The 24,152-nt window shown below is 39.2% G+C and carries 23 protein-coding genes; 8 read left to right on the forward strand and 15 right to left on the reverse strand.

Going from position 1 to position 24,152, the window contains the following annotated elements:
* The first annotated feature begins 3 nt into the window (after positions 1–3).
* Positions 4–1,002, forward strand: coding sequence for a tetraacyldisaccharide 4'-kinase (gene lpxK / locus J1G40_RS15765; protein WP_265243624.1), 999 nt, complete (start codon positions 4–6; stop codon positions 1,000–1,002).
* Here lpxK and J1G40_RS15770 read toward each other — a convergent pair.
* The 9 genes from J1G40_RS15770 to J1G40_RS15810 all read right to left on the reverse strand — a co-directional run bounded on the left by J1G40_RS15770 (position 991) and on the right by J1G40_RS15810 (position 10,143).
* Positions 991–3,216: a response regulator gene (locus J1G40_RS15770; RefSeq protein WP_321160205.1), complete on the reverse strand. Its 2,226-nt coding sequence runs from the start codon at positions 3,214–3,216 to the stop codon at positions 991–993. The genes lpxK and J1G40_RS15770 overlap by 12 nt on opposite strands.
* Complete coding sequence (gene gap / locus J1G40_RS15775; protein ID WP_265243625.1) at positions 3,213–4,223, reverse strand: type I glyceraldehyde-3-phosphate dehydrogenase; 1,011 nt, start codon at positions 4,221–4,223, stop codon at positions 3,213–3,215. Before gap ends, J1G40_RS15770 begins: the two co-directional genes overlap by 4 nt.
* 155 nt (positions 4,224–4,378) lie before the next feature.
* Positions 4,379–5,254: a lipoyl synthase gene (gene lipA, locus J1G40_RS15780; protein WP_265243626.1), complete on the reverse strand. Its 876-nt coding sequence runs from the start codon at positions 5,252–5,254 to the stop codon at positions 4,379–4,381.
* Between the two features lie 97 nt (positions 5,255–5,351).
* The gene (locus tag J1G40_RS15785) at positions 5,352–5,918 is read right to left on the reverse strand and encodes an RNA polymerase sigma factor (protein WP_265243627.1); all 567 of its coding nucleotides are present in this window, start codon (positions 5,916–5,918) and stop codon (positions 5,352–5,354) included.
* 61 nt (positions 5,919–5,979) lie between these two features.
* On the reverse strand, positions 5,980–6,180 hold the full coding sequence (locus tag J1G40_RS15790) for a membrane or secreted protein (RefSeq protein ID WP_265243628.1): 201 nt from the start codon (positions 6,178–6,180) through the stop codon (positions 5,980–5,982).
* Between the two features lie 86 nt (positions 6,181–6,266).
* On the reverse strand, positions 6,267–7,025 hold the full coding sequence (locus tag J1G40_RS15795) for an anti-sigma factor domain-containing protein (RefSeq protein ID WP_265243629.1): 759 nt from the start codon (positions 7,023–7,025) through the stop codon (positions 6,267–6,269).
* 68 nt (positions 7,026–7,093) lie between these two features.
* Positions 7,094–7,663, reverse strand: a complete 570-nt coding sequence (locus tag J1G40_RS15800; protein WP_265243630.1) for an RNA polymerase sigma factor — start codon at positions 7,661–7,663, stop codon at positions 7,094–7,096.
* 273 nt (positions 7,664–7,936) lie between these two features.
* On the reverse strand, positions 7,937–8,953 hold the full coding sequence (murB, locus tag J1G40_RS15805; RefSeq protein ID WP_265243631.1) for a UDP-N-acetylmuramate dehydrogenase: 1,017 nt from the start codon (positions 8,951–8,953) through the stop codon (positions 7,937–7,939).
* Complete coding sequence (locus J1G40_RS15810; protein ID WP_265243632.1) at positions 8,953–10,143, reverse strand: pyridoxal phosphate-dependent aminotransferase; 1,191 nt, start codon at positions 10,141–10,143, stop codon at positions 8,953–8,955. The genes murB and J1G40_RS15810 overlap by 1 nt, the downstream gene beginning before the upstream one ends.
* Before the next feature lie 172 nt (positions 10,144–10,315).
* On the opposite strand from J1G40_RS15810, the gene J1G40_RS15815 reads away from it, so the two are divergent.
* Positions 10,316–11,650, forward strand: a complete 1,335-nt coding sequence (locus tag J1G40_RS15815) for an aspartyl protease family protein (RefSeq protein ID WP_321160206.1) — start codon at positions 10,316–10,318, stop codon at positions 11,648–11,650.
* A gap of 60 nt (positions 11,651–11,710) precedes the next feature.
* On the opposite strand, the gene J1G40_RS15820 is transcribed toward J1G40_RS15815, so the two are convergent.
* On the reverse strand, positions 11,711–12,100 hold the full coding sequence (locus J1G40_RS15820) for a DUF1573 domain-containing protein (RefSeq protein WP_265243633.1): 390 nt from the start codon (positions 12,098–12,100) through the stop codon (positions 11,711–11,713).
* Between the two features lie 195 nt (positions 12,101–12,295).
* On the opposite strand from J1G40_RS15820, the gene J1G40_RS15825 reads away from it, so the two are divergent.
* The 6 genes from J1G40_RS15825 (at position 12,296) to J1G40_RS15850 (ending at position 19,762) form a co-directional block, all read left to right on the forward strand.
* The gene (locus J1G40_RS15825; protein ID WP_265243684.1) at positions 12,296–14,929 is read left to right on the forward strand and encodes a valine--tRNA ligase; all 2,634 of its coding nucleotides are present in this window, start codon (positions 12,296–12,298) and stop codon (positions 14,927–14,929) included.
* Between the two features lie 230 nt (positions 14,930–15,159).
* The gene (locus tag J1G40_RS15830; RefSeq protein WP_265243634.1) at positions 15,160–15,747 is read left to right on the forward strand and encodes a hypothetical protein; all 588 of its coding nucleotides are present in this window, start codon (positions 15,160–15,162) and stop codon (positions 15,745–15,747) included.
* A gap of 241 nt (positions 15,748–15,988) precedes the next feature.
* The gene (ppk2, locus tag J1G40_RS15835) at positions 15,989–16,840 is read left to right on the forward strand and encodes a polyphosphate kinase 2 (protein ID WP_265243635.1); all 852 of its coding nucleotides are present in this window, start codon (positions 15,989–15,991) and stop codon (positions 16,838–16,840) included.
* Between the two features lies 1 nt (position 16,841).
* Positions 16,842–17,627: a polyphosphate kinase 2 gene (gene ppk2, locus J1G40_RS15840; protein ID WP_265243636.1), complete on the forward strand. Its 786-nt coding sequence runs from the start codon at positions 16,842–16,844 to the stop codon at positions 17,625–17,627.
* A gap of 86 nt (positions 17,628–17,713) precedes the next feature.
* A complete protein-coding gene (locus tag J1G40_RS15845; RefSeq protein ID WP_265243637.1) occupies positions 17,714–18,982 on the forward strand; it encodes a sterol desaturase family protein in 1,269 nt (422 codons plus the stop codon).
* Positions 18,983–18,994: 12 nt separating this feature from the next.
* Positions 18,995–19,762 carry a creatininase family protein gene (locus J1G40_RS15850; RefSeq protein ID WP_265243638.1) on the forward strand — a complete coding sequence of 256 codons (768 nt, stop codon included), beginning with the start codon at positions 18,995–18,997 and terminating at the stop codon, positions 19,760–19,762.
* Positions 19,763–19,776: 14 nt separating this feature from the next.
* Here J1G40_RS15850 and J1G40_RS15855 read toward each other — a convergent pair whose 3' ends face one another.
* The 5 genes from J1G40_RS15855 to ftsH all read right to left on the reverse strand — a co-directional run bounded on the left by J1G40_RS15855 (position 19,777) and on the right by ftsH (position 24,151).
* Complete coding sequence (locus J1G40_RS15855; RefSeq protein ID WP_265243639.1) at positions 19,777–20,037, reverse strand: acyl-CoA-binding protein; 261 nt, start codon at positions 20,035–20,037, stop codon at positions 19,777–19,779.
* A complete protein-coding gene (locus J1G40_RS15860) occupies positions 20,027–20,695 on the reverse strand; it encodes a phosphatidylserine decarboxylase family protein (protein ID WP_265243640.1) in 669 nt (222 codons plus the stop codon). The genes J1G40_RS15855 and J1G40_RS15860 overlap by 11 nt, the downstream gene beginning before the upstream one ends.
* On the reverse strand, positions 20,685–21,488 hold the full coding sequence (locus tag J1G40_RS15865) for a phosphatidate cytidylyltransferase (protein WP_265243641.1): 804 nt from the start codon (positions 21,486–21,488) through the stop codon (positions 20,685–20,687). The genes J1G40_RS15860 and J1G40_RS15865 overlap by 11 nt, the downstream gene beginning before the upstream one ends.
* A 1-nt stretch (position 21,489) precedes the next feature.
* Positions 21,490–22,098, reverse strand: coding sequence for a lactate utilization protein (locus J1G40_RS15870; protein WP_265243642.1), 609 nt, complete (start codon positions 22,096–22,098; stop codon positions 21,490–21,492).
* Between the two features lie 61 nt (positions 22,099–22,159).
* Entirely contained in the window at positions 22,160–24,151 is a 1,992-nt protein-coding gene (gene ftsH, locus J1G40_RS15875) for an ATP-dependent zinc metalloprotease FtsH (protein WP_265243643.1), read from the reverse strand.
* Between the last annotated feature and the right edge of the window lies 1 nt (position 24,152).

A 24,152-nucleotide genomic window follows, 5' to 3' on the forward strand; every position in this document is an offset into this window, starting at 1 on the left:
CTAATGCAATTTTTGAGAAAAATAGCTTTTCCTTTTTCGCTGATATATGCCCTTGTCGTATACATTAGAAATTTCCTTTATGATCAGGGGTTACTAAGTTCAAAAGCCTTTAAGACTCCAACTATTTGCGTAGGAAACCTCAGTGTAGGGGGAACAGGTAAAACCCCAATGATAGAGTTATTGATAGGAATGCTTCCATCTCGTAAAATAGCGGTGTTAAGCAGAGGATATCGTCGGAAGACCCGGGGATTTATACTTATTTCAAACCAGAGCAATGCCGAACAGGTAGGGGATGAGCCATTACAGATTTATACTAAGTACCCCCAGGTTGATGTTGCTGTAGATGAAGACAGACAAAGGGGTATATCAATTCTGGAAGAAAAAATAAACCCAGATGTAATTCTTCTGGACGATGCCTTCCAGCATCGAAAAGTTAGGGCTCAGTTTTCAATTCTGCTCACTGCTTATGATAAGCTTTATAAGGACGACTGGTATTTGCCTACAGGGAATTTACGAGACAGTAAGCGAGAGGCAAGGAGGGCCGATGTCATAATTGTCACCAAATGCCCGGAAAGTCTCAGTGAAGCCGAACAGTTCGCAATAACCAGTAAGATTCACCCATCAGAGTCCCAGGAAGTCCTATTCAGTCGGCTAGTGTATGACGATCAAATAAAGGGCTTTAATGCCGGGATAACATTAAGTGCACTTAGGCAAAAGGAAATAACTCTGGTTACCGGAATAGCCCATCCAGATCCTCTGGTAGGGTATTTAAAAGGTGTTGGACTTCAATTTGAACATTTAGCTTTTAAAGACCATCACTTTTTTACCGATAAGGAAATAGACCTTCTCAATTCCAAAAGTTTTATCCTTACCACTGAAAAGGATTATATGCGCTCCAAAGACAGGATAGCTAATCTCAGTTATATTTCAGTAAAGCATAAGTTGTTGGGCAAGGGACAGGAAGCATTTCTAAGGCGGTTAAACAATGTATTAGGAAGCTGATTTTTTTAGCTTTTTTTCCAGGATATTCTCCCCAATTTTTTGATAAAAGACCTCCGGTTTAAAGGGTTTTGTAACCACATCATTACAACCGGCTGCATAGAAATTTTCCAGACTATCATCAAGGGAAATTGCCGTAAGTGCTATTATGGGGATTTCTTTGTCAAATTTGCGTATTTCAATGGTCGCTTCAACCCCGCTGATTCCCGGCATATGAATATCCATAAGAATACCGTCATAATCATTTTCATTCGCCATAGCTACAGCATCAGTACCATTACTTGCTATGTCGCAATTGATATCTTTTTTGTTAAGCATCTTCTTTGTGATCACCTGGTTTATCTTATTGTCTTCTACAACTAATACAAACAGACCTTTTAAATCGTAATCCTTTTTGGTAATCTCAAATGGAATATCATCTACAATGCTATCCTTGCTTTTTAGGTTGAGTTCAAAAAAGAAGGAACTTCCTTTACCTGCCTCACTGTGCAGTCTGATGTTACTGTCAAAAAGACCTAGTAGACTCTTGACAATAGTAAGTCCCAAGCCTGTACCACCGTACTCTCTGTTGATTTGTATAGAGCCTTGTTCAAAGCTATCAAATATGTGTTCCTGTTGTTCTTTTGATATACCAATACCATCATCTTTAACCTCAAAATAAAGGGTTACATCTTCCTCCTCTTTCTTCATTAGCTTGGCAATAACAACCACTTCACCATTTTTGGTAAATTTCAGGGCGTTACCTACTAAATTCATAAATATCTGAGACAACTTTAGGGGGTCGCTCATTAGATGACCAGGAATGGCCTCATCATAGTCAAGTATAATCCTGGTCTTATTTTCTTTAGCGCTTTGCTGTAGCGAACTAATAACATCGGTCAATACTTTCTTCAAATTGAACTCCAAATTCAAAGGTTCTAATTTATCTGCATCAATTTTGTTGATCTGAAGTATGTCATTGATGAAATTCAGAAGATAGTCCCCTGAGAACTTCAAAGATTTCAAATGTTCCTTTTGATTTTCGCTTGGATTCTCATCAAGCAGCAGGTGGGTTAATCCTGTAACGGCATAGAGTGGTGTTCTAAGCTCATGACTCACTGTAGAAAGAAAATTTGTTTTGGCTTCCATAGCCTGTACCGCGGCGTCTCTTGCAGCTTGTAATTCCCTATTTTTTGTCTGTAGCAGATCATTGGTTTTAAGTTTGATCTGATTATTTCTGTAGAGCGATACTGCCAACAAGGAAATTATGGTTAAAAACGCTGAGGTTAAAATCGCGGTTATCTCAGAGCGGTTAACATTTTCTTTCAACTCATTAATTTCTTCTTCCTGCTGATTAATGACATCATTCATCCGCTCAAACTGTATACGCTCTGCGGTTTTGGTTTCGGTCTTGGTTTTTTCAATATTAAAAATGGAGTCTTTGATTTTAAGCAGGTTCCTGTTATGTACCAGGGACAAATCGTATTTTCCAAGCTTTTCGTAAGTGACACCCAGCATTTCATTGGCTTCAAATACTTCTTTCGAAAAGTCGTTTGCAAGTGCTATTGCCAGGGCTTCTTTAGAATTTTCCAGGCTTTGTTCAAAATTTTCTGTTTTCGAATAGCTTTTGGCCAGGCCTAAATGGGCCTGTGTTTTCAAATATTCACTTTCGTATATGTCTGTATTAATCAGAAGAGAATTAAAATTTTTAGTCGCGCTATCGTACTTTTCAATGGCAACGTAGATATTAGCTTCTAGCAGTAAAATATTATTCAATAAATTTCTGTCATTGCTTAATTGCCTTGCTTCATTAAGCATAAAAATGGCTTGAAAATTATTGCCACTATCATACAATAGTATGGCTTCAACAAATTTGTGTACGGCATGACCGTGAGGATATTCCAGATCTTTTAAAAGTACGGTTGCCCTGTCCCAATAAAAGATAGTATTCTCCCTTTTATCCAGTTCAAAATATAAAAGTGCAAATTTGTGATAGCAATCTACAAGGCCTTTTTCATCTTCTTTTTTTTCCGCAATTTCAGCGGCCTTATCCAGTGATTCCAGGGCCAGATCTATAACATTAGTGTTTTTATATCTTCTGGCCTCGTCAAAACGAGCTTCTATATTATTATCGGAAAGGGTAATACTATCCTGGGTCCAGGATGTCTGGGCCACAGTAAACACAAGCAGTACAAGTAGTACGGCCTTTATTCCGTTATGGGGCAATTTGCTTATCAAATATATTTGTTAGCTATCAATAAATTAATTAAATCTATCAGACGACTACTATATCCGGTTTCGTTATCATACCATCCAATTATTTTTACCATTTTCCCGATTACCGAAGTCATCTGAGAATCAAACGTACAGGAGTAATAACTATTGTTTATATCTACCGAAACTATAGGATCTTTCGTATAAAAAAGTATGTTTTTTAGCTCTTTTTGAGATATTTCGTTAAAAATAGCATTAATTTCCTCAATTGTGGTTGCTTTTTTAACATTGAGGGTAATGTCTGTAAGAGATCCATTGGGGACGGGAACTCGTATACCACAGCCACCAATTGCGTCGGCCAAATGGGGAAATATTTTTGTAAGTGCCTTGGCTGCTCCGGTTGTTGTTGGCACTATAGATTGGGAAGCTGCTCTTGCACGTCGCAGATCTCTATGTGGCTGATCATGAAGACTTTGATCTGAGGTATAAGAGTGTACAGTTGTAATGTAAGCTTGTTCAACCCCGAAGTGATCATCCATGACCTTTAACATCGGGGCTGCGTTATTGGTGGTACAGGATGCATTGGAGATAATATGATCATTTTTGTCAACTATATCCTCATTCACCCCACAAACCACCATTTTAATGCTCTCATCTTCCGGAGGAACGGTTAAAATTACTTTTTTGGGACCATTAGCCAGATGTAAACTCAGGGATTCCCTTGTTTTGAACTTTCCGGTAGCCTCTATAACAATTTGTACGTCACAATCCGACCATGGAATGTTTTCGGGCTGTTTATGATTAAAGAGGGTTACCTTAGTTCCGGATACATTAATGCCATCATCCATAGCAGCTACCTCACTTTGAAATACGCCATGAATACTGTCGTACTTTAGAAGATGCGCCATGGTCTTACTGTCTGCCAGGTCATTAATGGCCGTCACCTGAATATGCGGGTGATCATGCAATAGGCGAAAAAGTGTTCTTCCTATTCTTCCAAACCCATTAATACCAATGTTAATTTTTTTCATACCAAAGCATCTGGTTTAAAAAGTTAGGTTTGCCGTCATTGTGAGCTATGAACGAATCTCCTTAATATTGCTGTAATTGAATAGATTACCTCACTGCGTTCGAAATGACGTTGCATAAGACTTTGTAAACACAATTAGATTACTGTTATTAGGGCCTATTCTATATGTTTGTGTGCTTTATAGGAAGATCTTACCAATGCTCCACTTTCAACATGTCTAAAGCCCATTTTAAGACCAATTTCACGGTATTTATCAAATTGCTCAGGTAAGATAAATTCTTTTACAGGCAAGTGTTTTTTGGAGGGTTGCAGGTACTGGCCCAGAGTAACTACATCCACTTCTGCACCTCTGAGATCTTCCAAGGTTGTGAGTACTTCCTCTTCCTTTTCTCCCAATCCCAGCATAATGCCCGATTTTGTTCTCTTGGCACCTGCTTGTTTCAGATATCTCAATACCTCCAGGCTACGCTCATATTTGGCCTGGATACGGACCTCCCGGGTGAGTCTTTTTACAGTTTCCATATTATGAGAAATCACCTCAGGAGACACGGCGATAATTCTATCCAAATGCTTGTTAATACCCTGAAAATCCGGAATAAGTGTTTCCAAGGTAGTGTTGGGATTCATTCGGCGTATGGCCTTTATAGTCTCGGCCCACATAATAGATCCCATATCTTTAAGATCATCCCTGTCAACAGAAGTGATGACAGCATGCTTTATAGACATAATCTTTATAGATCTGGCTACTTTTTCCGGTTCTTCCCAATCTACTTGCTCGGGTCTGCCAGTCATTACGCCACAAAACCCGCAGGATCTGGTACAAATGTTCCCAAGAATCATAAAAGTAGCAGTGCCCTCGCCCCAGCATTCACCCATATTTGGACAGCTGCCCGAAGTGCATATGGTGTGCAGGTCGTATTTATCAACCAGTCCTCTGAGCTGGGTATATTTCTTGCCAGTAGGCAGTTTTACCCTTAGCCATTTTGGCTTGCCCTTTGGGGCTTGTACATGTTCTATGGTATCGGTACTCATGCAAAAATTTTGTTCAAAGATACGAACAAATTAGTGATTGGATTTTATCAGAAGCAGTATTTGAAGTTGCAATTTGGCTATGGATCTTATCACAAAATCAGCCCTTGTTTTTTATTATTTCGGCTAGTAATTTCTTGGCGCGAAGCAGTTTTACTTTTACGTTGTTGATGGGCTCCCCTAAAATTTCAGCAATTTCCGCATAAGTGCGTTCACCAAAATAGCGAAGGTTGATTACCTCCTGGTAATGCGGTTTAAGCTTTTTTATGTCTTCTAATAGTGTTGCAAGATTTTGTTCGGTGATTAGGCGATCCTCAACAGTTGGTGCATCATCCAGTACTTTTTTTATTGCCTCATTATTGCCACTATCTACATTGCCCAATACATTTCTTTTATTCTTCCTTATAAGATCTACATGAATGTTCTTAGAAATGGCGATCAACCAGGTTTTAAATTCGTAAGCATCGTCGTACGAACTAATTTTGTCAAAAGCCCTGGAAAATGTCTGAATAGTGATATCCTCAGCATCATTTTCGTTTTTAGTACGGATCAGTTGAAATCTGTAAACATCGTTCCAGAAATGATCAAGCAAGAAACTGAAAGCAATCTGATTGCCTGCTTTGGCCTTTGTTATAGTGGCCTGGAGTAATTCGTTAGACGTATTCAAACTAGCGTAAAGATATTATTATAAAATATTGCGCTAATAGCGAGGGGCAATTCATCTATTTTTATCTGCTTGCATCTTTTCTGCAATCCTGTTCATTGGGCATTTTACCGCAATAGCCACAGGCTTCGCCATCTTTGTTCAGATAAGGATTCTGACTGGCACAAGTACCTGCAAATTCACCATCTTTTTTTGACCAAATTTTTATAGCTATACCAGCAAAAGCCAGGGCTAACAAACCTATGGTTAGTAATACCAACTTCATATCAGATATTTGTGCAAAGATACAAAATAAAAGTCCTGATCCCGATAATTATCAGGACCAGGACTATAAGCAATTAAGTTCTGGAATTAGTACTTGATATTGGCTACAATATTCTGAACTGTGGGGGTGTCATTACCTCCCTGTGGTTCAATTGTAATATAGCCTATGGCATCTTTTGCATAAGGTAATGGCCATAATTTGTCTTTATCACCAACATTTTTCAAAACTCCCAGATTAACCATTTCTCCGTTAACCTCCGCCCACATTTGGTAGCATTGGTTCTCCGGCAGATTAGGAAGGTTTTGAACATTGATATATGAAAGTTTCTTAACAGGATTTATATAAGCAACTGCTTTCAATTCTTTTGCCTTTTTGTTGCCTTTAACCACATATTTTTTGGTCTGTGGGTTATTCAGAACAATAAACTGATTTCTAACATCTTCTAATTGTTCTTTCATGTCTAATTCAAGATTCTTGATCTTATTGTTGACAATGGCATTTTCATCCTGCAAGTTCTGACTTTGATCCCAGAAAAAATATGAGGAACCTGCAAATATAAATGCAGCAATACTCGCAGCAATAGCGTAACGCCTGAACTTTCTTCGGCCGGCGTTTTCCGTTTTGATACGTTGCATAATTTTTGCCTTAAGCCCTTCGGGAGCTTTTATAGCGTGTATCTTTGCAAAGGTTTCTAAATTTTCCTGTAATTCGTTATAGGTTTTTCTAACCTCCGGATACATCGCAATATAACGCTCAACCTGCTGGGACTCTTCCAGGGTCGTTGTACCAATAAGGTACTTTTCCAACAGATCGGTATCTAGAAATATGCGTATTTTTTCTTTCATTTGCTTCAGTTTTTTATCCTTCATTTAGCTTTTTGCGTTTCCACCAATTAAAGAATATTGTTACAAATTCAATTAATCATATCTATTATAAAGGGTAACAACAGCATAGAATTGCCATAAATTTTCTTGAGTTCCCTTAAACCAATTTTCAATCTGGATTTTATTGTTCCCAATGGGATATCCAATTCATCACTGGCTTCCTGCTGTGTCATCCCCTGAAAAAACAGGGCGTCTAACACTACCTGGTACTTGGTCTCAATTTTATCCAGATTCTGTTTAACATCCATGAACTCTGGCTTAATGCTGCTGACACCTAAATTATATACGTCAGAAACGTCAATTTGGATCTCTTTGTCTGTTTTTGTATTTATACTTCTGAGTTTGTCAATCGCAGTGTTTCTGGTAATTCTGAATAACCAGGTGAAGAGTTTGGCCTTTGTGGAGTCATATGAATCTGATTTTTTCCAGATCTTCACAAAGCTTTCCTGCAGTACATCCTGAGCCAGCTCTTCATCGCGCACTACCTTAAAAGCAACTCCGAGAAGGGTATCCCCGTAATGTTCATAGAGCAATGAAATGGCCTTGTCATTCCGCTCCTGGAGTAGTTCAACAATATGTTTTTCTAATAGTGTGCTCATAGCATGGTTACAAAATCAAAAAATTTTCAACTTTAAGCATCCAATCTTGCAATTCTAACCGTATATAGGTTAAACGCTAATATATAAAATTGATTGTTATATAATTAGCATCTCAATTTTAATTAGATAAATGTACAACTGGTTATTGTGCATTTAGTTTTTGGTTAGTTTGGTTTGGTATAGCCCCTGAGAACACTTTTTTCGGGGGTTATTTTTTGGTCGTAATTTCTCGAAGCCTGAGTTACTTACTAAGTTAGTTAATTTTTGGTAGGATTATCCAATTATATTCACTTCTGGAAGAATTTTAATCCGAAATTTACCGAATACCGATTCCTGGATTTCATTTGCCAGATTCAGGATTTCAATTCCGGTTGCATTGCCGTAATTGACAAGAACAAGTGCCTGGTTTTTATGTACTCCGGCATCACCAACCCTTTTCCCTTTATAACCACATTGTTCTATAAGCCACCCTGCAGGTATTTTGTATTCTTCATCCGAAATACTATAAAATGGTGCATTTGGATATGCTTTTTCAAACTCATGAAACTCCGATTTGCCTAATACAGGGTTTTTAAAAAAACTACCACTATTTCCCAGTTCATTTGGATCAGGTAATTTTCTTTGCCGGATGGCTATCACGGCATTTGACACATCCTGAATGCTGGGATTTTTTATCCGATTGTTTTCCAGTTCCGCATCTATTGCCCCATAAGACGTATTTAGTAAATGATCTTTTTTTGATAGCCGAAGTCTGACCGAGGTAATAATATATTTTCCTTTTCCCTCATTCTTAAAAAAGGAGTCCCTGTACCCAAATTTACAAGCCTTTTTTGAAAAGGTTTCAATTAAGGTTGATGCAATATTCATAGCATCACAACTATGAAAGACGTCTTTTAATTCAACTCCATAGGCACCTATGTTCTGGATGGGAGCTGTACCGGTATTTCCCGGAATAAGAGAAAGATTCTCCAGCCCGCCATAATTATGACTGAGCGACCACAATACTAAATCGTGCCAGTTTTCACCCGCCATTACTTCAATGATCACAGCCTTGTCTTCTTCACTAATAACCGCTATACCTTTGAGATTAATATGCATTACCAAAGCGTTAATGTCCTTTGTGATCAACATATTGCTTCCGCCGCTAATAATAAATTTATCCGGATATTCGTCTAGTTTTAATGCATGTATTAATTCTTCAATACTTGTTATCTCCACATAGTATCTGGCCTTGGCATCAATGCCAAAAGTGTTGTAGTCTTTCAGGGAAAAGTTTTCTTGTATTTCCATTAACCCTTATACGTTTTCAAGGCTATGCCTAAAATGTTTACTGCTTTTTTAAGTTGATCTTTTTCCAGTACATAGGCAATTCTTACCTGATTTTTCCCAAGCCCTTCTGTGGCATAGAAACCGGCTGCTGGCGCAATCATAATGGTTGCGCCATCAAGGTTAAAATCTTCGAGTAGCCATTGAGCAAATTTGTCGGCATCCTTAACAGGCAATTGGGCGATGCAATAAAATGCACCCTGAGGCCTGGCTACTATCACATCATCCAGTTTTTCCAATTCGGAAATAAGCAGATTGCGTCTCCCAACATATTCTTCGATCACCGCATCGAAATAACTTTGCGGCGTTTCCAATGCAGCTTCACTTGCAATTTGTGCATAGGTAGGGGGGGAGAGTCTGGCCTGTGCAAACTTCATTACCGTCTTTATGATATCCGGATTTTTGGATACCAAACAGCCTATTCTTGCTCCGCACATGCTATATCGTTTAGAAACCGAATCAACTACAATGGCGTGCGATTCTATTCCTTCTTCCTGTAAAATTGAGTAGTGTTCTTTACCGTCGTAAGCAAACTCCCTATAAACCTCGTCGGCCACAAGAAAGAGGTCGTGCTTTTTTACAAGGGCCGCAAGTTTTTTGATTTCATCTTTGCTATAAAGGTAACCAGTTGGGTTGCCTGGATTACAGATGAGAATGGCCTTTGTCTTAGTAGTGATCTTTTTTTCAAAGTCCTCAATTGGAGGAAGGGCAAAATTATCGGCTATATCGGAAACTACTGGTATCACATTAAGCCCCGCAGCAGTTGCAAAACCGTTATAATTAGCATAAAAGGGTTCAGGAATGATAATCTCATCTCCCGAATCAGCTATTGCACCCATCCCAAAAGACAGGGCTTCCGAGCCGCCTGTGGTCACAATGATGTCCTCTGCCGAAACTAAAACCGACTGTTTTTCGTAATATGCCGCAATTTTAGTTCTGTATTCCTCTGTACCTTCTGTTCTGCTATAGGCCAGTACCTCTATGTTATTATTCTTTACTGCATCTAATGCTATCTGGGGAGTTTTAATATCCGGTTGCCCGATATTCAGGTGGATAACATCAATTCCTCTTTTCTTAGCGTCTTCAGCAAAGGGAACCAATTTTCTTATTGGAGATTCTGGCATGGATTGCCCTTTCTTGGAGATCGATGGCATATTGGTGAAATTTTAGGCAAAAATGGTAAATCAAACCAAGGAATACAACTTAAATACCCAACATTACCCCTAATAGTCTACTAAAGTCCTTACATCTAACATTATGTTAAATATCTCAGGACTAGCACTCTTTTTCGTAACTTTAATAGACAATCAGTTTTAATACAGGGATTTGCGAAGTATTGCGAGATATATCACTTTGGTTTTATTGTGCCTTCCGCTGTTGGGAGCGGCACAGGGGTATCATATGGCCAAAGGGGTAAAATCCCAGAAGGTTAATTTTCAATTAATCAATAATCTCATAATAATCCCCCTTGAAGTCAATGGTGCGAAACTTAGCTTTATTTTAGACTCCGGGGTGAGTAAACCTATACTTTTCAACTTATCCGATCAGGATTCGATACGGCTTAACAATGTTGCTGAAATCACCATAAATGGTCTCGGCGAAGGAAACCCTATAAAAGCGCTTAGTTCTAAGGGGAACAGATTTAGGTTAAAGAAAATGCAGAATAACAACCAGTTGCTGTATGTAGTGCTGGATAAGTCGATGAATTTTTCTCCAAGCCTTGGTATTCCTATTCATGGGATAATTGGCTATGATCTTTTCCGGGATTACGTTGTGGATATTAATTACAGTAATAAAGTGATCAAATTTTACGATCCTGAATATTACAAACCAAGCAAAAATAAGAAGTACAGAACCTTACCATTGTCTATAATCAGAAGCAAATCTTATATCGATGGCAAATTGCATCTGCGTGATAAAGAAGATGTTGATGTTAAACTTTTAGTAGATACCGGAAGTAGTGACGCAATATGGTTGTTTAAGGATGAGGAAAAAGGCATTGGTATCCCGGATAAGAACTATGATGATTACCTGGGAAAAGGATTAAATGGTGACATTTTTGGTAAAAGAACGAAAGTAAATAACATTAAAATAGCCGATTTTGATTTAAAAGATGCAAAAGCGGCCTTCCCGGACATGGAGTCTTTTAATGCGATAAAAGATCTCGGAGATAGAAATGGCAGTTTAGGAGGAGAAATATTAAAGCGATTTAATATTGTATTTAATTATCCGGGCAATACAGTTATGCTTAAAAAAAATACGTTTTTCAAAACTCCTTTTCACTACAATATGAGCGGTATTGAATTACAGCATAATGGCATAAGATATATAGCGGAACGAATTGCTGATACCAGGGGAGTAGTTAGAAATGAGGAAAGTGCCTTTGGAGATGTGCAGATTCTTATGGAGAACAGAACCCGTCTTAGTCTTGTTCCCGAAATTATAGTATCTGCCATAAGGGCGGGTAGTCCTGCTGAAGAAGTAGGTTTGCAGGAAGGCGATGTAATCCTGGCCGTTAATGGGAAGCAGGTACATAAGTACAAACTGCAAGAAGTAATGAAAATGCTAAATGAAAAAGAAGGTAAGAAGGTCAGATTGTTGATAGAAAGATATAATAAGGATTTACTTTTCTCCTTCGTACTGAAAAATTTATTTGAGTAAATAAAATAAAAAACCCCTGATTGATAAAACCAGGGGTTTTTACTAATTAAATCTTGAATATTATTTTCCGTCTACAGCCTTAACCTCACCTTTAATTTTTAATACTTTGGTAGGGGTATCAGCATTAGATAATACCGTAATGGCCTTTCTGATAGGGCCAACTCTTTTAGTATCATATTTCACCTGGATTTCACCATTTTTGCCTGGCAAAATCGGAGCCTCTGGCTTCTTAGGAATGGTACATCCACAACTAGAACTTACCTTGCTAATAATAAGCGGAGCATCACCAGTATTTGTGAATTCAAATATACGGACACCATCACTTCCTTTATCCACAACGCCATAATCCAGGGTTTCCGTTTTGAACTTAATTTTTGCAGTCTTGTCCTGCGCTTCAACACTGATTGCAAGTAGGCCTACAAATAATAATAGTACAACTTTTTTCATCATTTTTGATTTTGGGTGAATTTCAAATGTAGAAGTTTTGCAACCAACATCCAAAATTCTTTTGTTATCTACTAACGTTAACTATTTTTGTTTCGTATTTAATTTCGGGCAAAATTGAACCCATAGCTGCAAGTTTAACATTTAAGCATGCTAACGTTCTTTTGCCCGCTGTATTTAGACAAAAACTGTACCAAAAACATGGATATTCCATCAAAATACGATCCTAAAAGGGTTGAAAACCACTGGTATGACTACTGGATGGAGCATAATTATTTCTTTTCCAAACCCGATAAAAGGGAGCCATATACCATTGTAATACCCCCGCCAAATGTAACCGGGGTCCTTCATATGGGTCATATGCTAAACAATACCATTCAGGACGTTTTGATCCGAAGAGCCCGTCTTATGGGTAAAAATGCGTGCTGGGTACCCGGAATGGACCATGCATCTATTGCTACCGAGGCCAAGGTGGTGGCTAAACTCAAGGAACAGGGGATAGAAAAAGCAGATCTTTCCAGAGAAGCGTTTTTAAAGCACGCATGGGAGTGGAAAGAACAATATGGGGGTGTTATCCTGGAACAACTCAAGAAACTTGGATGTTCCTGTGATTGGAATCGCACAAAATTTACCATGGATGACGATATGTCAGCCTCAGTGATTAAGGTTTTTATAGATCTTTTTAATAAAGGATTGATATACAGGGGTTACCGAATGGTCAATTGGGATCCGGAGGCCCAAACCACCCTATCTGACGAAGAAGTGGTTTATGAGGAAAAGCAGGGGAAATTGTACTACTTAGATTACCCAATTGAAGGTACTGATGAAAAGGTGACCATTGCAACTACCAGGCCAGAAACCATCCTCGGGGATACTGCTGTTTGTATTAATCCAAATGACGAAAGATACCAACACCTTAAGGGAAAGCAAGTAGTTGTTCCAATATGCGAGAGGGTCATCCCTATTATTGAAGATGAGTATGTCGCAATGGATTTTGGTACTGGTTGCTTAAAAGTTACTCCTGCTCATGATGAGAACGATAAGCAACTGGGTGAAAAGCACAATTTAGAGATTATAGATATTTTTAATCCCGATGCAAGCCTGAACTCCTTTGGAATGCATTATGAAGGCAAAGATCGCTTTGTTGTCCGCAAGGCGATAGTGAAAGAATTGGAGGAAAAGGGCTTTTTGTCGAAAACTGAAGATTATATCAATAAAGTTGGTACTTCAGAGCGGACGAAGGCGGTTATAGAACCCAGGCTTTCGGATCAGTGGTTCCTTAAGATGGAGGAGCTTGCCAGGCCAGCACTGGATGCTGTTACAAAAACTGGTGATGTTAAACTTTTTCCAAAGAAGTTTGAGAATACTTACCGACATTGGATGGAAAATATTCGTGACTGGAATATCTCGAGGCAATTATGGTGGGGGCAACAAATCCCTGCATTCTACTACGGTGATGGGGAGGATGATTTTGTGGTGGCTGCTACTGCCGAAGAAGCTCTTGAACTAGCCAGGGCCAAATCTAAAAATTCAGAGCTGACATCTGCATCACTAAAGCAAGACGAGGATGTCCTGGATACCTGGTTCTCTTCATGGCTTTGGCCAATCAGTGTTTTTGGCGGTATTCTTGAGCCTGATAATGAAGAAGTTAATTACTATTATCCTACCAATGATTTGGTCACAGGTCCGGATATCATATTCTTCTGGGTTTCCAGAATGATAGTCGCCGGGTATGAGTTCCGAAATGAAAGACCTTTTGAAAATGTCTATTTCACAGGGCTGGTCAGAGATAAACAGCGAAGAAAAATGTCTAAACAACTGGGCAATTCCCCAGACGCCTTAAAACTCATTGAAACCTATGGAGCAGACGGAGTAAGAGTAGGCCTGTTACTCAGTTCTGCAGCAGGTAACGATCTGATGTTTGATGAGGATCTCTGCCAACAGGGTAAGAATTTTGCCAATAAAATATGGAATGGTTTCAGATTAGTAAATAGTTGGGAGGTTGCAGAAATTGAGCAACCCGAAGCATCGAAAATGGGCCTTGCCTGGTATAGGGCCAAATTCAACCAGACTTTATCTGAAATAGAGGACCATTTTAGTAAATACCGGATTTCTGATGCTTTGATGGCTATATATAAACTGGTTTGGGATGATTACAGTTCCTGGTTACTGGAAATCGTAAAACCGCCATATCAAAAACCAATAGACCGTAAAAGTTTTGATGAGGTGATTGATATTTTTGAACAGAACCTAAAATTATTGCACCCCTTTATGCCCTTTCTGACCGAAGAAGTTTGGCAATATATTAAAACACGCAGCCCGGAAAATGCACTGGTCATTTCTGAATGGCCCAGGGTACAGGAAGCAGATGCCAATTTGATCGATAGCTTTAGTATGGCTGCAGAAGTTATTTCGGGTGTTCGGACCATCAGAAAGGAAAAAAACATTGCGATGAAAGAATCCTTAGATCTTTATCTGATCAATGAGGAGAAGCTGAGTTCAAATTGGGATGTAGTGATTCAGAAACTGACAAATATATCGAGCGTTTCATATGTAGACCAGGCGGTGGAAGGTGCACTCTCATTCAGAGTAAAAAGCAATGAATACTTTATACCTGTAAAAGGAGCTATTGATGTGGAAGCAGAAATTAAAAAGATTTCTGAAGAACTTAAGTATACCAGGGGCTTTTTGGAATCGGTAATGAAGAAACTGTCGAACGAGCGCTTTGTAAACAATGCGCCAGAGCAAGTAATTGCTATTGAGCGTAAAAAGCAAGCCGATGCAGAAGCCAAAATAGAAACTCTTGAAAAGAGTTTGGCTAGCCTGGAGGGATAAAGCAGTTCTTTCTTTTGCTCTTATTTAATTTGTAGCAAATAAAGAAACTAATAAAGGCTACCCTGTCAAAGAGGTAGCCTTTTTAGATATTGCACTTCGATGAGTTATTCAATAGTTTTATAAGGGCCTGAGAAGCCAATATACATCTGTAGCGTCTACTTCGGGAATAATTTACATGCATTGTTGAAATATTAAGACCGGATACTTATCTTTAGATAAACTAGCATATCATGAAAAATCTAATTTTAATATGCACACTCCTATTGTTTATGAGCAGTTGTGCGCAAGAAAAAAAACCTGAAATTGCTGTAGAGGTTCAAATAAAAACAGCTGTTTTATCACTTTCAGATGCCGACAAAGACGGCGCCATGGTATATGGATATGATGGTTACGGAAAGATGGTAGTATTAAGAGAAGGTACCAACAATCTGGTTTGTCTTGGCGACGATCCTGCAAAAGAAGGTATCAGCACCTCCTGCTATTTTTCACAGCTAGAGCCATTTATGGCAAGAGGCAGGGAATTAAAGGCCCAGGGTAAGAGTACAGAAGAACTCAGAAAAATCCGAGGGGAAGAAGTGGCATCAGGCAAGCTGAAAATGCCGGAAGCTCCCAGCATGATGTATGTGTATTATGGCAAGGATGAAAATTATGACAAAGCTAGCGGGGAGCTTAAAGACGGTAAATTGCGATATGTAATATATACGCCTTATGCTACGAGTGAGTCAACGGGTCTTCCGGAAAAGCCCCATGCGCCAGGTATGCCCTGGATTATGGATCCCGGAACACATCGCGCCCACATTATGATTGGGCCAAACTAAAAATTATCAAGCTTTTTCGATTTCTAAATAGAGCGGTAGTGTGACTTAACACCCGGCTAGGTGCAAATTTCTGAACTCCCCTTCGTTCGGAAGAAAAAACCGATTTAAATTGCCTAGAATAAAGATGTAGTTATGCAGTAAGACCTTCTTATTGATATAAATTTTAAAGAACATGACTTTTGTCAAATTATAGTTCCCTGGTAATCGGTAGATTTACAAATTAATTTAATTATTGCAGCCTATGGAATACAGTGTGCAGGATTTTTTGGAGGCCAAAAACAGGAAGAAATTGGTAGCGATTGCCAAAGACAAAGGCATAAACATAGATAAGATCATAAGAAATCTGCAATATGAACAAGAGTTAATTAAACTGCAGGGAGAGCTGGTAAATCTGCAGCAATGGATCAATAAAAACAATTTAAGAGTAGCAGTGTTATTTGAGGGTCGGGATGCGGCAGGAAAAGGAGGTGCTATTAAACGATTTATAGAACATTTAAATCCTCGTTCTGCCAGGGTCGTTGCACTTTCCAAACCGACGGATAATGAAAAAGGGCAGTGGTATTTTAGAAGATATATCAAGGAACTACCCAATCCGGGGGAGATCGTATTCTTTGATAGGAGCTGGTATAACCGGGCAGTGGTAGAACCTGTAATGGGTTTTTGTAACAAAGAGCAATATGATCAATTTATGGTCCAGGTTCCGGAATTTGAACATTTGCTTTACGAAGATGGAGTTATTCTGATAAAATTCTGGTTCTCGATTTCCAAAGAAATTCAAAAGAAACGTTTCGATTCACGTATGAAAAACCCTCTTAAGCAATGGAAGTTTAGTCCTGTAGATAAGAAAGGCCAGGAGCTTTGGGACCAATATACCTATTACAAGGAACAGATGTTCACAAAGACCCATACCAACTTCAGTCCCTGGTTGATGGTAAAAACGAATGATAAAAAAACAGCGCGTTTGGAAAGTATGCGTTATTTGTTATCATTGTTTGACTATTCTGTGACTAAGAAAAACAATGGCGAACTTATACAGCCAGACCCCAATGTTATTATCCGCTATTACCGAAATGCCAAACAAATAGATATCTAGTATGAAAACACTCAAAGATCTGAACCTTACTGCCCAGCAACTTGAATTGCTAAATTCCAAACTGGGTTTAAGAAGTTTGTTTGCCAATAAGAATATTGATTTAGAAAAGACCCTGAGAGATGTGGAGTATGAAAATGCTTTGCGTGAAAAGCAGGCAGAGTTAATTAAGCTCCAGGCCTGGGCAATTGACAACGACAAGAAAATAGTAATCATTTTTGAGGGTAGGGATGCTGCCGGGAAAGGCGGGGCAATTCGGAGAATTGTGGCACATCTGAACCCCCGCTATTTAAGAATTGTAGCGTTGAATAGGCCTACAGAAGATGAGCAGGGTCAATGGTATTTTCAGCGTTATGTAAATAAGTTACCTAAACCTGGAAAGATTGTTTTTTTTGACAGAAGTTGGTACAACAGGGCCGTGGTAGAACCTGTTAACGGATTTTGCACGGAGGAAGAATATAAGATTTTTATGGGGCAGGTAAATGATTTTGAAAAAATGATTATTCAATCTAACACCTATTTGCTAAAGTTCTATTTTTCGATTACCAAAGATGAACAGGAGAAGCGTTTTGATGACATTAGAAGAAGTAAGTTAAAACGCTGGAAAATGTCTGCCGTGGACGAAAAGGCCCAGGATCTTTGGGATGATTATACGCGTTATAAGGAAATTATGTTAGAGGAAACGAATACTGAGCATGCCCCCTGGATTATCATTCAGGCGAACAAGAAAACAGATGCCCGCCTTGCTGCCATTGAGCATATCCTAAATAAAATCCCCTACAAAGAATAGTTATTCTGATTGGCATTTCAGATATATTAAGCGGCTAAGATCATATAGTAAAGATCATTTTTTATCTTTATACCTATAGTTTTTCTATGGAATCTTACGCTACTGCTCTACTTTATGCAATTCCTTTTTTTACATTTCTTCTGGGAATAGAAATTCTCTATGGATACTTTGTGAAAGATCAAAAACATAAAGTACTTGATACAGTAAGTAGCCTTAGCTCTGGCTTTACCAATATTATTAAAGATTCATTAGGACTTGGTTTTATTTTGGTGAGTTATCCTTATTTGTTAGAACATTTAGCTTTTACAGAAATCGAGGCAAATTGGCTGGTATGGTTGGTTGCTTTTATTGTCATGGATTTTGCCGGCTATTGGAACCATAGATTAAGTCATCATATTAACTTTTTCTGGAATCAGCATGTTATTCATCATAGTAGTGAAGAATTTAATCTGGCATGCGCCCTGAGGCAATCAATATCTAACTTAATTGGATATTTCCCTCTGCTCTTATTTCCGGCCGCAATGTTGGGGGTGCCACATAAAGTGATTGCTATTCTTGCGCCCATTCATCTTTTTGCACAGTTCTGGTATCATACCCAGCACATTGGTAAAATGGGATGGTTAGAGTATATCATAGTTACCCCTTCGCAGCATAGGGTTCACCACGCAATAAATCCGGAATATATAGACAAAAATTTAGGGCAGATTTTGTGTTTGTGGGATAGGTGGTTTGGGACTTTTCAGGAAGAATTAGACGAGGTGCCACCCCAATACGGGGTATTGAAACCTGCTGCTACCTGGAATCCGGTGCTAATTAACTTTCAACATATATGGCGATTAATTAAAGATGCCTGGCGCACAAAAAATTATTGGGACAAGTTGCGTATCTGGTTTATGCCGACGGGTTGGAGACCGGCAGATGTAATAAAAAAGTACCCCGTTCCTATCATTAAGGACGTATATCATTTTAAACGTTATGAGACCTCAGCTTCCCTGGGCCTGAAAGGATATTCAATTTTTCAGATGCTCACCACTTTACTTTTTTTATTGTTTATGTTTTATAATTTCTCCAATATAGGAATCGATGGTTTGTTACTCTTTGGAGCTTTTGTGTTTATTGGAATTTATGGATATACCACACTTATGGACAGGCGGCCATATGCCGTATGGATTGAGGTTATAAGAGGGCTCGCAGGCTTGGTCTTAATCGGGATTACAGCAGATTGGTTTGGGATAAATAATTATTTGGGTGCAGGCAGTATCTTAGTATCGCTCTACTTTATTATTACCATTGCCGCCGGTATTTATTTCAGTTATTTTGAAAAATCCGGGGCGGATGCCGAACTGGCGGTTTAACTAAAACGACAAATGAAAATAAGACCATATATACTTACTGAAACAAATTGGGATGCCCTTAAAGATGCCAAATTTGAACTCGCCGTTTTACCCTGGGGAGCCACGGAAGCCCACAATTACCATTTGCCCTATGGCACGGATGTTTATGAAGCTGATTATATCTCGGCTGCAGCGGCAGAAATTACATGGGAAAAGGGTGGGAAGGTAATTGTACTCCCAACTATACCCTTTGGCGTAAATACAGGGCAATCGGATATTTATTTGGACATCAACCTAAACCCTTCTACTCAACTTGCCATCCTGACCGATGTAATTGAGACATTAAACAGGCAGGGGATAAAGAAGTTGCTTATTTTTAATAGTCATGGAGGCAATAATTTTAAACCCCTGGTAAGAGAATTGGGACTAAAATTTCCGGAAATGTTCCTCTGTTTCTCCAACTGGTTCCAGGCCATGGATCGCAGTAAGTATTTTGAGGAACAAGGAGACCATGCAGAAGAAATGGAGACCAGCCTGATACTGCATTTAAAACCCGAACTGGTACTTCCCAGGGATAAATGGGGCGATGGTGCCAGTAAAAAATTTAAGATTGGAGCATTCTCTGAAGGATGGGTATGGGCAGAGAGAAAATGGTCTCAGATAAGTAATGATACGGGTGTCGGAAACCCAAAGTATGCTTCAAAGGAAAAGGGCGCCAGGTTTTTCACTGATATTACCAAAAAAATGGCCGAACTATTTTTAGCACTCTGTAATGCCGATGTTCATGATCTCTATGAATAAGCTTCTCTAAGTAATTAAACTGGAATTTCCCTTTTAACCAGGGCAATATATTCTTTCATGGCCTGTGCTCTGCTGACATTTTGCGCCTGGATCAGGGCATTTGCCTTAAAAGCATTGATCAGCGGTGTTTTGCTTTGGGGGTTATTAGAATTTCTATTGGCAATCTTGTAATACGCGTATAACTTTAATAAAATATCTGCAGGTAAGGGGTTGGTATAGTCGTTAACACGTGCAACGGCTTCTAAAAATTCTTTATGGAGTTTTTCATTCTTCATTTTTATCCACAACACTGGCGATACAGGTTTTACCGCCAATTACCTTCTGGTTGAGTTTTACTGTAATGGCACTTTCTAAAGGTAATAACAAATCTACCCTCGACCCAAATTTTATAAAACCGGCATCGTCTCCTTGCTGAACGCTTTCACCCACCTCGGCATAGTTTACTATGCGCCTTGCCATGGCACCAGCAATTTGTCTGTACAGGATATCACCAAATTTTGGAGTATTGATTACCACGGTAGTCCTTTCATTCTTTTCACTTGACTTAGGATGCCAGGCAACAAGATATTCACCGGGATGATATTTGGAGTATTTTATTTCCCCGCTGGCCGCATAACGAGTGACATGCACATTTATTGGGGACATAAAGATGGAAACCTGAATTCTCCTCGCATTAAAATATTCCTTTTCTTCTACTTCTTCAATTACTACCACTTTACCGTCTACAGGGGCAAGAATTTCATCAAAATTCTTGACTACTGTACGTTTGGGATTTCTGAAGAACTGAAGAATCAGTACAAGGATAACAATTGCAGTAATTTGCAACAGTATTCGCAACCAGGCAAGATCTATATAAAAATGAGCCAGAAGCACAATGGCAGAGACAATAAAGAATGTTAGTAGTATAATTTTCTGTCCTTCTCTATGAAACATAGGTAAAAATCATTAGGGTTAAATAAGCAAACGGGGCAGCAAAGACCAAACTGTCTAACCTGTCGAGCATACCGCCATGACCAGGCAGGATAGCACCACTATCCTTTACTCCGGCTGCTCTTTTTAATTTGGATTCTATTAGGTCTCCCAGACTTCCTGTTATAACAATTACTGCGGCTAAAATCATCCATTGTTTGGGATTAACGATGGGTTCATATAAGGCCATCACAAATGCTGCTCCCAGGGTAAAAATAAGTCCACCTATAGTGCCTTCCCAGGTCTTCTTAGGGGAAACTGCCGGAAACAGTTTAGTTCTTCCTATAGACTTACCTACTAAATAAGCAAAGGAATCATTTACCCAGATCAGGATGAATATGCCCATAATCAGGTACTTGGCAAAGGCATTGTCTTTATATGGGATCATGGTTAAAAATATACATCCTCCTCCGATATAAAAGAGGCCTATTACAAATTTCTGAAAGGTATTGAAGACCTTGTCCTTTTTTGAAAACAGATAATAGAGCAATGCAAAATTAACAGATATGGTAAGGAACATTAAGATATTAATCAAAACTTTGTCATTGAGCAGGTAAATAAATGTCCACCAAAGCGCCAGATAGGCGACGAAGATGTAATACCCTCTCAATAGGACCAACCTCTTGTATTCATATAGGCAAGCAAGGCCAAAAACCATAAACAGAAAATCAAAGGCATCTGAACTTAAAAAAACTGCAGACAGGAGTAATATAACATAGACTGCTCCTGTTAGTAATCGCCTTAGGAGTTCTTTCATATTAGAGGTCTTCCAGAAGTAAAAGATATAGGTGCTTTGAACTGCTACCGTAAGTGAGAAAATCATCTGCATTCTCCTCTGTAGATTGAAAATGCTTAATAGTGGTAATGTTGGCAGGGATACCGTTTTTATACTTCTTTTTTATTTTTTTCAGACCTTCCCCTATGGTAGGTACCAATTGGCTGGTGGTCGCAAATACGATTACATTATCGGGAACCTCATTCAATTTTTTCTCATTAAGCTGGTTAGAACAAACCAAAATTGATCCGTTTTGAGCAACCAGATGTTCGCAGGTGGTGAAAAAGATCTCACTGTTTTCTGCCTTGTCGGTGAAGCTTAGGTTTTGTTTAGAAAATTTCCCTTCTAGTCTGGGATCCAGGATAAAAAACGGATTTTCTTGCCATCCATTTTCATCAATAATGTTTTTAAGGGCGTCGGTAATTTCCCGGAACGAATCGCAATAAAGGAATTTGCCGCCATTTTTTTTGAAATGGATGGTGAATTTTTCATCCACAGGAATATTTAAATCGGGCATATGGACTCCTCGGGTTTCCGTAGTTTCCTTGGAAACTTTTTTACCACCACCAAAAAGCTTGTCAAATAGCCCCATTTATAGGTATTAATGCTTCAAATAATGTTCAGCTTTTATTAAAAACAACGTAAATAATCGCCTATTTATTTTCTTCGGTTGTTTCTTCTTCGGCCCGACTTTCTGTTTCAACAATTTCCTGCCCCGCCTCGTCTATCTCTTTGTCAAAAGGTCTTTTGCCAAAAATCTTTTCCAAATCTTCCTTAAAGATAACTTCTTTTTCCAATAGTCGCTCTGCTAAAATGGTCAGTTTATCTTTATTTTCCTGTAAAACATCAATCGCCCTCTTATACTGCTCTTCAATTATTTTTGAAATTTCCCTGTCTATAGTTTGGGCGGTATCTTCACTATAAGGCTTAGAGAAGCCATAATCATTTTGTCCTGAGGAATCGTAATACGTCAGATTCCCTATTTCATCGTTCAGACCATATATGGTAACCATAGCTCTTGCCTGCTTAGTAACCTTTTCCAGGTCGCTCAGGGCGCCTGTAGATATTTTATCAAAGATCACTTTTTCTGCTGCCCTTCCACCTAATGTGGCACACATTTCATCTTTCATCTGTTCGGGGCGAACTATTAGTCTTTCTTCGGGCAAGTACCATGCTGCTCCAAGCGATTGTCCTCTGGGAACAATAGTGACTTTTACCAGTGGGGCTGCGTGTTCCAGCATCCAGCTGACCGTAGCATGTCCTGCTTCATGATATGCTATAGTCTTCTTTTCCCCTGGGGTAATTATCTTATTCTTTTTTTCCAATCCACCCACAATTCTGTCTACTGCATCGAGGAAGTCTTGTTTGGTAACGGCCTTCTTTTCCTTTCTTGCGGCTATTAATGCGGCTTCATTACAGACATTTGCAATATCGGCGCCCGAGAATCCCGGGGTTTGTCTGGCCAGGAAATCCAGATCCAGTGTCTCTGCCGTCTTAATGGGCCTAAGGTGCACTTCAAAAATTTCCTTCCTTTCTCTGATATCCGGCAGATCCACATAGATTTGCCTGTCGAACCTTCCGGCACGCATCAGGGCTTTGTCCAGCACATCTGCACGGTTGGTGGCGGCAAGTACAATAACGTTGGTGTTGGTGCCAAATCCGTCCATTTCTGTCAGTAACTGGTTAAGGGTATTTTCCCTTTCATCATTGGATCCGGTAAAATTATTTTTTCCTCTGGCTCTACCAATGGCATCTATTTCATCAATAAATATAATTGCCGGCGACTTGTCCTTAGCTTGTTTAAAAAGGTCTCGCACCCTCGAAGCTCCAACTCCCACAAACATTTCAACAAAGTCGGATCCTGACAGCGAGAAGAAAGGCACTTTTGCTTCCCCGGCGACTGCCTTAGCCAGTAGGGTTTTACCGGTTCCGGGAGGGCCAACCAGCAGCGCTCCTTTTGGAATTTTTCCACCCAGAGAGGTGTACTTATCCGGGTTTTTTAAGAATTCAACAATTTCTTCAACTTCTTCTTTAGCTCCTTCCAGACCAGCGACATCTTTAAAGGAAGTCCTGGTATCTGTTTTTTCATCAAAAAGTTTTGCCTTCGATTTCCCAATATTGAAAATTTGTCCACCAGCGCCACCTCCTGCACCACCTGACATGCGCCGCATCAGGTAGATCCAAATTCCAATAATCAGCACAAATGGAAGAATGGTAAGAATCATCTCCATAAACAAATTGGACTCTTTGTCAAATTCAACAATAGTGTCCAGGTTGCTCTCCTTTTTTATTTCGGTTATTTCATTCTGAAATATCTGAAGGTCTCCATAATCCAGTACATATTGAGGCAGACTGCCCGTGGTGGGGAAGAGGGGTTTTTCGGATACATCTTTATGTACATCCTTAAGCAAGGCCTCATCACTTAGAAAGACTTTTGCCTGATTGGTATTGGTAATGATTAATATTTTGTCAATATCACCGTTCCTCAGGTATTCCTGTAATTCTGATGTTGTTGTTTTTTTAGTAGAGGCGAGATTTCCACTCCCAAAAAATTGGAACCCAATAAGCACTATTGCTATGAGCCCATAGATCCACCATGCGCTGAATTTGGGTTTTTTCTGGGGTGTTTTATTTTCCTTTGCCATT

The sequence above is a fragment of the Muriicola sp. Z0-33 genome, from assembly GCF_026126425.1.
Classification (GTDB): Bacteria; Bacteroidota; Bacteroidia; order Flavobacteriales; family Flavobacteriaceae; genus JAFMPW01.